Below are 7,539 nucleotides of genomic sequence, written 5' to 3' on the forward strand. Positions count from 1 at the left end.
AGACCCTCCCGCAGCGCTGGACTCACCGTAAGGCGTGGCCGTTCCCACTAGGGCGTCCGGGTTTCCCGACTTGTTCGCATGATTGCGTCTCCCCTTGGGAGAAGCATGTGCCGTTCCGTTTTAACGGACGCGTGTTTATGAGCCACGAACTTGAGTTCTGGGCGTACTCAGCCGGAGGTGTAAGATCTGAGCCTCCGACTGACGGCTTCGCAGCCAGTATCACCTCATCATCTTCCTCATATTCGTCCAGAAATTGCAGATTGAACATTAAGACATGACGAATAGGATATCTGAATAAAAAATTTGTAACCAGGGCAGCGCTATCAGATTTCTACGCGTTCTTCTGATGTCGCACTTCAACCACCGTATGCACATTACCACGAGGTGTGAAATCTGCCTTAACAGTGACATCCGTTGGATCACAGGCAGCAACAAAATCGTCTAGGATTTGATTGGCAGTTTCTTCGTGGGAAATATAGCGATCGCGATAGCTATTAATATAAAGTTTTAGCGCCTTCAATTCCACGACTCGTTCATTAGGGATGTAGCTAACGTGAATCGTGGCAAAGTCAGGATAGCCAGAAAACGGGCATTTACACGTAAATTCTGGCAGAGTAATGTCAATATTGTATCGTCTGCCAACACGCGGATTGGGAAATGTGATTAGTTGCCCTTCCGCAATGTTGCGTTCTCCATATTTGATTTCCATAGTCAACAGTCAAAAATCAACACTCAACACTCAACAGTCAAAAATTCTTTTGGACTTTGGACTATTGACTAACTAATCATAACTCTTCTTGTTCCCAGTCTGGACAATTCTCATCTTCCCAACCGTGGGGATGCATACCGCAAACTAACAAATTTCCACTATACACTTGACCGTGGTAATGACGACAACCAATGCAAGCGGGATTTTTTTCTTGACAGGCTTCAACAGGATAAGGAAAACCCAGATCAATATCATCTGTAACAATGTCTTCCAGTTCGCTGTAAATTTCCAAAATCGGATCAGCCAGCTCTTGTAAATACTGATCTAACTCGGTGACTATAGTATTTTGTACTTGGTCGCTAATCTCTTCTGTGAACTCAAAAAAGGTATCTACCATCTCCGTCATGCCCACGAAGAAGCGTTCCACTTCATCAGTCACTATTTCTATCATGTCCCAAAACTCTTCTTGCCACTTTTCCATAAACCCGACGCCCTTACAAGTTAGTTACTGGACGCTTAATGCTACATGGCTGGGAGCACTTTTGTACATCCTAAGGACTATTTTTTATAAAAATTTTACATTATCAAGAAAATTTTCAGTCTCATGCTCAAGCACTTCTGCCAGCCTGACAACTACTTATCGCGTTGTAACCTACGCAGTTCTTCCTGCATTTGTCTGACTTGGTCGCGTAGCTTATCAACATTCTCAGTTGGTTGAGTTGCTTTTACAGTAGTTGGCTCCTCGTCTTCTTCTAAAATCTCAATCCGACGTGGTTCAGAGGGAGACGTTTTAGCAGCTGTTGTATCAGATGCGGGTACGCTTTGGGCTTGCTTCATCATATCTTCTACAAACCGGCGGGCTTCGTCTGTTGTCATTTCGCCCCGCGCAACCATTTCATCTGCCAGCTTTTGGACTTGCGATCGCAGTTCGGTTATTGTCCCTCCTGCTTTCTCTCCCGCATAAGAAGCCAACCCGACACCAAGGTAAAAAGCTTTTTTTACAACATCTCCAAAACCTGGCATTGCTGCTTTTTTGCTCCTAAAATGGGGCGACCCGGAGACTACGCCTACTATAAGCATCCCGTGTTGCTGCTACCTTCCGGTCCTGACAAGATTTGGGCGTTACAGCCGCGTAGATCCGAGTCTTTAAACACCATAGCATTAATTTTTCGCTTTGTGTGTGTTATTCCACTACAATTTTCCACTCGTAAAGCTGATAATTAACACAATCGTTTTGTATCAATGGATCAAGAGCTACGATATTTTGTGCTTCATCCATTGAGGCTGCCTCAAACAGCATCATACCGCCACCTTTTTGCGCCCAGTAGCCAGTTTTCGCTTTGTGTCCTTTGGCAATTAATTCCTGTACGTAAGCATGATGAGCGCTTACGTATTGATCAAACGTGGACTTCTCAACTTTGCCTTCTTCTATCTTGACAAACCAGGGCATTGCTTGTTACCAAAACTAGGGGTGTGGGGATGTGGGGGTGTAGGGGGAAAGAAAAATCGTATTTTTCGTACATCCTACGGGGTCTTACACGTAGAGAATGAACAAACCCTATTAAAACGAGTAGCTCATGAGGAGGGTTCTTCCTTTTTTTTTCAGGATACAAGCTCCTGAGCGACAGGGATCAATAAATTTGAGATAAAAGCTTCGGAATATTTAGAGCAACATTTGAAAATAACAAACCCTAGCGGATAGCCGGAGTATACTATAAAAAGAGGACAAGAAAAGTCAGAAAGAAAAAAGCAAAAAATCTTTTAACTTTTAACTTTGTTTCTTATAAACCCATCATTTTTTTTTAAAGCTGCCCGTGGAACTATCTTGTAAATCAGAATACGCAATTTTGGCTCTAATAGAGCTAGCAACTCATTACCAAAGCGGGGAACCGCTGCAAATTCGACAGATAGCGACACAACAAAATATACCAGACCGCTATCTAGAACAACTGCTAGCAACTTTGAGGCGTGGAGGTATACTGAAAAGCCAGCGTGGCTCAAAGGGCGGTTATCTGTTGGCGCGAGAACCTTGGAAAATAACTCTTTTCGAGATTTTGAATTGTTTAGAAGGGTTAGATGTGGGCATAGGTGAGGAAGACATCAACCCGAAAACTCTAGACAGTGGTGTTGTGGAAGAGATCTGGCAAGAAGCAAGGGTGGCGGCAAACACAGTTTTGCAAAAGTACACCCTTGCAGAACTCTGTGAAAAACGCGATTCTCGACGACAGTTGGACATAATGTACTACATCTAGTATCTAGTATCTAATCAGTAGGGAAAGAAGGTTGTAAATTTTTACAATTGAGTGTTGAGTAACCCAGCTAACGCCAAAATACACTGGGAGACGACAGCGGAGGATATCTGGGAAGATACTGACGGACAGGTCGATATAGTAGTTGCTGGAGTCGGAACAGGTGGTACAATTACAGATGTAGCTGAACTTATCAAAGCACGCAAACCAAGTTTTCAGGCGAGCAGCCGGAAGACTTTGCCGTGGGCGCTACTTCGACAGGCTCAGCACAAGTTAGCCAGAAGGTTGACTCTGTGCGTATCGCAGTTGAACACCCAAGCAGCCCAGTGTTATCTGGTAAAAGACCAGGTTTTCACAAAATTCAAGCAATTGGTGCTGGCTTCATTCCTCAAGTGCTGAATGTCAACATTATAGATGAAGTCATTTCGGTCACTGATGAAGAGGCGATCGCTTACAAGTGAAGCTGGCAAATGAAGTTGGACTACTGCTTGGCATATCCAGCGGTGCTGCTTTGTTTGCTGCTATTCGTGTTGCCCAACGCAAAGAAAACGAGGGACGCGAAATCCGTAATGATTCAGCCTAGTTTTGGAGAAAGGTATTTGAGTACACCGTTGTTCCAAGACTTGGAACCAAAACTAGCAGTTAGCTGATGCTAACGGTACATTGAATAAATGGCAGATCAGACGAACCACTACCAAACACTCAAAGTTAGTCCAAACGCAACCCAAGCGGAGATTAAGCAAGCTTATCGTCGCTTGGTCAAGATGTTTCATCCTGATAGCAATCAGGGTACCGGTGATCCTGAGCAAATTATCCGTCTCAATGCAGCATATGAGGTTTTAGGCGACGCTCAAAATCGCCTAAATTACGACCAAAAACTGCGTCAACGCTCTCAACAAACCACTACCAATAGGCAACACCGTACAGCAGCAGCTCAACAGCAATACCAGGCGACAAGAAAAACAGGAAAAGACGCCGATGAGCAAATAGAGGAATGGCTGCACCGAGTTTATCAGCCAGTGAACCGCCTGCTGTTTACCATTATGGCTTCTTTACGGGAGCAAATTGAGAAGCTTGCTGCTGATCCCTTTGATGATGTCCTCTTGGAAGAATTTCAGGATTACTTACACGCGTGTCAAGCTGACTTCAAGCAGGCGCACCTGACTTTTCGTTCTTTACCAAATCCACCTAGTTTAGCAAGAGCAGCAGCCCATCTCTACTATTGTCTCAATCAAATAGGCGATGGGCTAGATCAGTTAGCATATTTTCCTCTTAACTATGACGAGAGTTACTTGCACGCTGGTCAAGAAATGTTTCGCACTGCCGCTAATATGTACCGTGAGGCACAAGAATCTCTCGGTGCCTATGTGTAACGGTTGATAATTAGTAATCGTAATAATTCGTGGTCGGATTTACCCACTGTACAAATGCACCCACTTATAGCTGTTCTATTTAACACGAACTAGAAACCATCATGATGCAGATACGATAATACTACGCGTCTAAAGTTAACTTGTCTTCTACCTATTGACTGATTTGTGTGAATGAGCGGGCGAAAGTTGATTGGCTTTGACAATTGCTGCCATCAAAAATATGTAAGCCACAGAGCCTATCAAAGCTGAGAGTACGTTACCGATGAGAAAATCTAGTTTATGTTCTTTTTGCAACTCAGAGATAATCGCTCCAATGGTATGTAGAGATGCTGAAGTCAGGTAGCCGATTCCTATAAACCGCCAAAGTTTTTTAGGTTTCATTGCACCCAATCCAATGAAGTAGCCAAAGTAGCCGCTATATGCCACCTGTCCACAAATATCTCCTAAGATCAGGGGAATTAAAAGTGTTAATCCCGCAAAATTACCTTTGCTTTGAGTTTCTTCATGCACTAGCATCAAACTCTCTACTAATGCAAATCCAGTGGCAGATGCTGTTGCTAAAAGGATTCCGTCCATAGGTTCCCATACCCCAATCAGTTCGCGCTTGGGTGATTGGAGTAGTCTGCCTATAAAGTAAACTAATATCACTGGCAGCACTTTAAACAATTCTTCTAACAAACCTGCCTTGAAAAATTCTTTGAGAATGATAGCAAGAATGCTCTCGTTGTGTTCCGAGGCATCTCCTGGTAAGATGTCGTGAAAAATAGTTGCCAATTCATGATGGGCAGTTAAAAGCGGTAAACCAGTAGCCAAACCTAAGCTAACTAGCAACCACCAGGGCTTATGTTTATGGCAGAGTTTGTGAATAACATAGTGGCTTGCAAAAGCTAGGTAAGCTGCCAAGATGTAGAGGAAGTTGAAGTTATTGTTATCTCGAGTAGCCAACATTGCTACAACGAATATCACTGTGACAATGCCCGGAACAAGGAAACCTTTCTGATGTAAATCTACCCTTCCTGAGACGACAGGAAATATATCGCTGATACCAACAAAGCTAATCTGTTCACACTCAAAAACGAATTCTGGACCCTTGCGACCAAGTTTGATCTGGTCATGTACTTGCAAAATTTGAGAACCTTGTAAGCGCTGACCATTAATATAAATACCATTACGGCTTTCCAAATCGGATATTTCCCATTGAGGCAGATCACTGGGAGAACCAGACGAGAGGGGGGAAATTTTTAAATGCTGACGGGACACTTCCTGGTATTTCGTGGAATCTAAAACAATGTCACAACAACTAGCATCTCGTCCAATTACTATTGGTTTATCAGATAAAACTATGTTCTCAGTTTGTTGCGACTCACTTTCTATACTAGAGTTTATTTGTATTAAAAAGCATTTGTAACGGTGAAGTCCTGCCATGAAATTACTCCTAAAGTTGTGTTTTTTATCAAGAAAAATGCTACGGCAACGTTGTTTTTTTGTTTGAGAACCTCAGAAAGATTTGCAACCACTATATACTTTGATAACTTAGGTATTAACAAAAGTTTGATGATCACAGAAGTTAAGCATGAAGAAGCTTTTCTTCTGTATTCTTAATAGGTGTAAGCAAAGTTATTTTATGCAGAAGTAAGGTTAGGCTCACAAACTAGAAGTCTGTAGATAGACAAACTGCAAAGCGTCCAAACTGGAGCAATCCAAGCCGGACGGGTTGCAAATGATGTGAATGTCGTCTTGGTTGTGCCAAACATGCCGACAAAGCTAACTTGTCTGAATGCATAAGTGGGTGCATTTGTACAGTGCTTAAGTCCTAAGTTAAACCAGGAATGTTGACGAACAACCAACAATTAACAACTTACACCAGAATTTGTTTATACTGGAAGCAGTAAGATTTAAGAAATTTTAAATTTTACTCACAGCTTGCTTATGCAATGTATTATAAGTCGTCGCGCTCAGTTTTCGGCAAGTCATCGCTATTGGTTGCCAGAACTGAGTGAAGCAGAAAATATTCAGAAATTTGGTGCTTGTTCAAGATTTCCCGGATATGGACACAATTATGTCTTATTTGTCTCCCTGGTTGGAGAATTGGATGAATATGGCATGATTCTCAACTTGTCCAACGTCAAACACGTTATTAACCGAAAAGTGACGAGTATACTGGACTTTTCCTATCTCAACGATGTATGGTTAGAGTTTCAACAAACTCTACCCACCCCAGAAAACATTGCACGGGTAATTTGGCAACGACTAAAACCTGATTTACCTTTAGTGCGTATACAGCTTTTTGAGCATCCCGAACTTTGGGCTGATTATTTAGGAAACGGCATGGAAGCATACCTCACACTCAGCACTTATTTTAGCGCCGCCCATAAGCTAGCTCATCCTCGTCTTAGCGGCGAAGAAAACTTCAAGATTTACGGTAAGTGCGCTAATCCCAACGGTCATGGGCACAACTATCATTTAGAAGTGACTGTAAAAGGGGAGATTGATCCACGCACTGGGATGATTGTTGATTTGGGCGCTTTGAATCAAGCTATAAAAGAGTACGTTATTGAGCTATTTGACCACAGCTTCTTAAACAAAGACGTTCCATACTTTGCTGAAGTTGTTCCCACTGCTGAGAATATTGCACTTTGTATCAGTCAACTGCTGCGATCGCCCATTCAGGAATTAGGAGCGACACTATACAAAGTAAAATTAATGGAAACTCCGAATAACTCCTGTGAAATTTATTGCACTGAGTCAGATTCAAACTCAGTCAATGCTGCACAAAATCAACCTGTGTTAGTACGCTTGTAGCGAGTCAAGATTTGTTCACAAGTATTTGAAAGGGGCGCTTTAGTTTCACTAGTACAGCGCGGCGTAAATAAGCATACCATTCAAAATCTCTGAAAAGCTTACACTCTATTCATTTTGAATTTTGAATTTTGAATTCCGCGCAGCGGTACTAGTCGCCCCAATTCAAGCTTATTCCACAGCAAAACCCGATAGCTGACGCATTTTCGGTGTATGAAACTCAATAATATCATGTCCGGAAAAATACTTATCATATAGCAGGGAGCAGGGAGCAGGGAGCAGGTGAGACAGCGCTGCGGGAGGGTTTCCAACGCCAGATACCTCTGTCGGGAAACCCTCCTTCAGTACTGGCTCCTCCGCAGGCGACTGCGAACCCGAAGGGGAAAGAAATAACTCCTTCATCTCCCCT

At 42.8% G+C, this 7,539-nt stretch carries 8 protein-coding genes, 1 other RNA gene and 2 pseudogenes; 4 read left to right on the forward strand and 7 right to left on the reverse strand.

Features of this window, described 5'->3' with window-relative positions:
- Positions 1-331: 331 nt before the first annotated feature.
- The 5 genes from queF to AC5590_RS11250 form a co-directional block, all read right to left on the reverse strand.
- Positions 332-709, reverse strand: a complete 378-nt coding sequence (gene queF / locus AC5590_RS11230) for a preQ(1) synthase (RefSeq protein WP_169268663.1) — start codon at positions 707-709, stop codon at positions 332-334.
- Between the two features lie 76 nt (positions 710-785).
- Positions 786-1,190, reverse strand: a complete 405-nt coding sequence (locus AC5590_RS11235) for a hypothetical protein (protein ID WP_169268664.1) — start codon at positions 1,188-1,190, stop codon at positions 786-788.
- Positions 1,191-1,342: 152 nt separating this feature from the next.
- Positions 1,343-1,732 carry a phasin family protein gene (locus AC5590_RS11240; protein ID WP_169268665.1) on the reverse strand — a complete coding sequence of 130 codons (390 nt, stop codon included), beginning with the start codon at positions 1,730-1,732 and terminating at the stop codon, positions 1,343-1,345.
- Positions 1,733-1,757: 25 nt separating this feature from the next.
- An RNA gene (gene ffs / locus AC5590_RS11245) (signal recognition particle sRNA small type) lies at positions 1,758-1,854 on the reverse strand.
- A gap of 38 nt (positions 1,855-1,892) precedes the next feature.
- Positions 1,893-2,159, reverse strand: coding sequence for a YciI family protein (locus tag AC5590_RS11250; RefSeq protein ID WP_169268666.1), 267 nt, complete (start codon positions 2,157-2,159; stop codon positions 1,893-1,895).
- Positions 2,160-2,523: 364 nt separating this feature from the next.
- On the opposite strand from AC5590_RS11250, the gene AC5590_RS11255 reads away from it, so the two are divergent.
- The 3 genes and pseudogenes from AC5590_RS11255 to AC5590_RS11265 all read left to right on the forward strand — a co-directional run bounded on the left by AC5590_RS11255 (position 2,524) and on the right by AC5590_RS11265 (position 4,331).
- Positions 2,524-2,961 (forward strand): Rrf2 family transcriptional regulator, encoded by a 438-nt coding sequence (locus AC5590_RS11255; RefSeq protein WP_169268667.1) that lies wholly within the window; start codon positions 2,524-2,526, stop codon positions 2,959-2,961.
- Positions 2,962-3,021: 60 nt separating this feature from the next.
- Positions 3,022-3,608 (forward strand): annotated as a pseudogene (locus AC5590_RS11260) (pyridoxal-phosphate dependent enzyme); the annotation flags it as partial.
- Between the two features lie 21 nt (positions 3,609-3,629).
- Positions 3,630-4,331 carry a J domain-containing protein gene (locus tag AC5590_RS11265; protein WP_169268668.1) on the forward strand — a complete coding sequence of 234 codons (702 nt, stop codon included), beginning with the start codon at positions 3,630-3,632 and terminating at the stop codon, positions 4,329-4,331.
- A 147-nt stretch (positions 4,332-4,478) separates the two neighbouring features.
- Here the strand turns inward: AC5590_RS11265 and AC5590_RS11270 are convergent, their stop codons facing one another.
- Positions 4,479-5,756: a PrsW family glutamic-type intramembrane protease gene (locus AC5590_RS11270; protein ID WP_169268669.1), complete on the reverse strand. Its 1,278-nt coding sequence runs from the start codon at positions 5,754-5,756 to the stop codon at positions 4,479-4,481.
- Positions 5,757-6,260: 504 nt separating this feature from the next.
- On the opposite strand from AC5590_RS11270, the gene AC5590_RS11275 reads away from it, so the two are divergent.
- Positions 6,261-7,133: a 6-carboxytetrahydropterin synthase gene (locus AC5590_RS11275; RefSeq protein ID WP_169268670.1), complete on the forward strand. Its 873-nt coding sequence runs from the start codon at positions 6,261-6,263 to the stop codon at positions 7,131-7,133.
- Between the two features lie 168 nt (positions 7,134-7,301).
- Here the strand turns inward: AC5590_RS11275 and AC5590_RS11280 are convergent.
- Positions 7,302-7,539 (reverse strand): annotated as a pseudogene (locus tag AC5590_RS11280) (hypothetical protein); the annotation flags it as partial.

The sequence above is a fragment of the Brasilonema octagenarum UFV-OR1 genome (genome assembly GCF_963888615.1).
Taxonomy (GTDB): Bacteria; Cyanobacteriota; Cyanobacteriia; order Cyanobacteriales; family Nostocaceae; genus Brasilonema; species Brasilonema sennae.

Coding starts and splice junctions, on each gene's coding strand:
- queF (WP_169268663.1), bottom strand. CDS start 709: ATGGAAATCAAATATGGAGAACGCAACATTGCGGAAGGGCAACTAATC.
- AC5590_RS11270 (WP_169268669.1), bottom strand. CDS start 5,756: ATGGCAGGACTTCACCGTTACAAATGCTTTTTAATACAAATAAACTCT.
- AC5590_RS11275 (WP_169268670.1), top strand. CDS start 6,261: ATGCAATGTATTATAAGTCGTCGCGCTCAGTTTTCGGCAAGTCATCGC.
- AC5590_RS11250 (WP_169268666.1), bottom strand. CDS start 2,159: ATGCCCTGGTTTGTCAAGATAGAAGAAGGCAAAGTTGAGAAGTCCACG.
- AC5590_RS11235 (WP_169268664.1), bottom strand. CDS start 1,190: ATGGAAAAGTGGCAAGAAGAGTTTTGGGACATGATAGAAATAGTGACT.
- AC5590_RS11265 (WP_169268668.1), top strand. CDS start 3,630: ATGGCAGATCAGACGAACCACTACCAAACACTCAAAGTTAGTCCAAAC.
- AC5590_RS11240 (WP_169268665.1), bottom strand. CDS start 1,732: ATGCCAGGTTTTGGAGATGTTGTAAAAAAAGCTTTTTACCTTGGTGTC.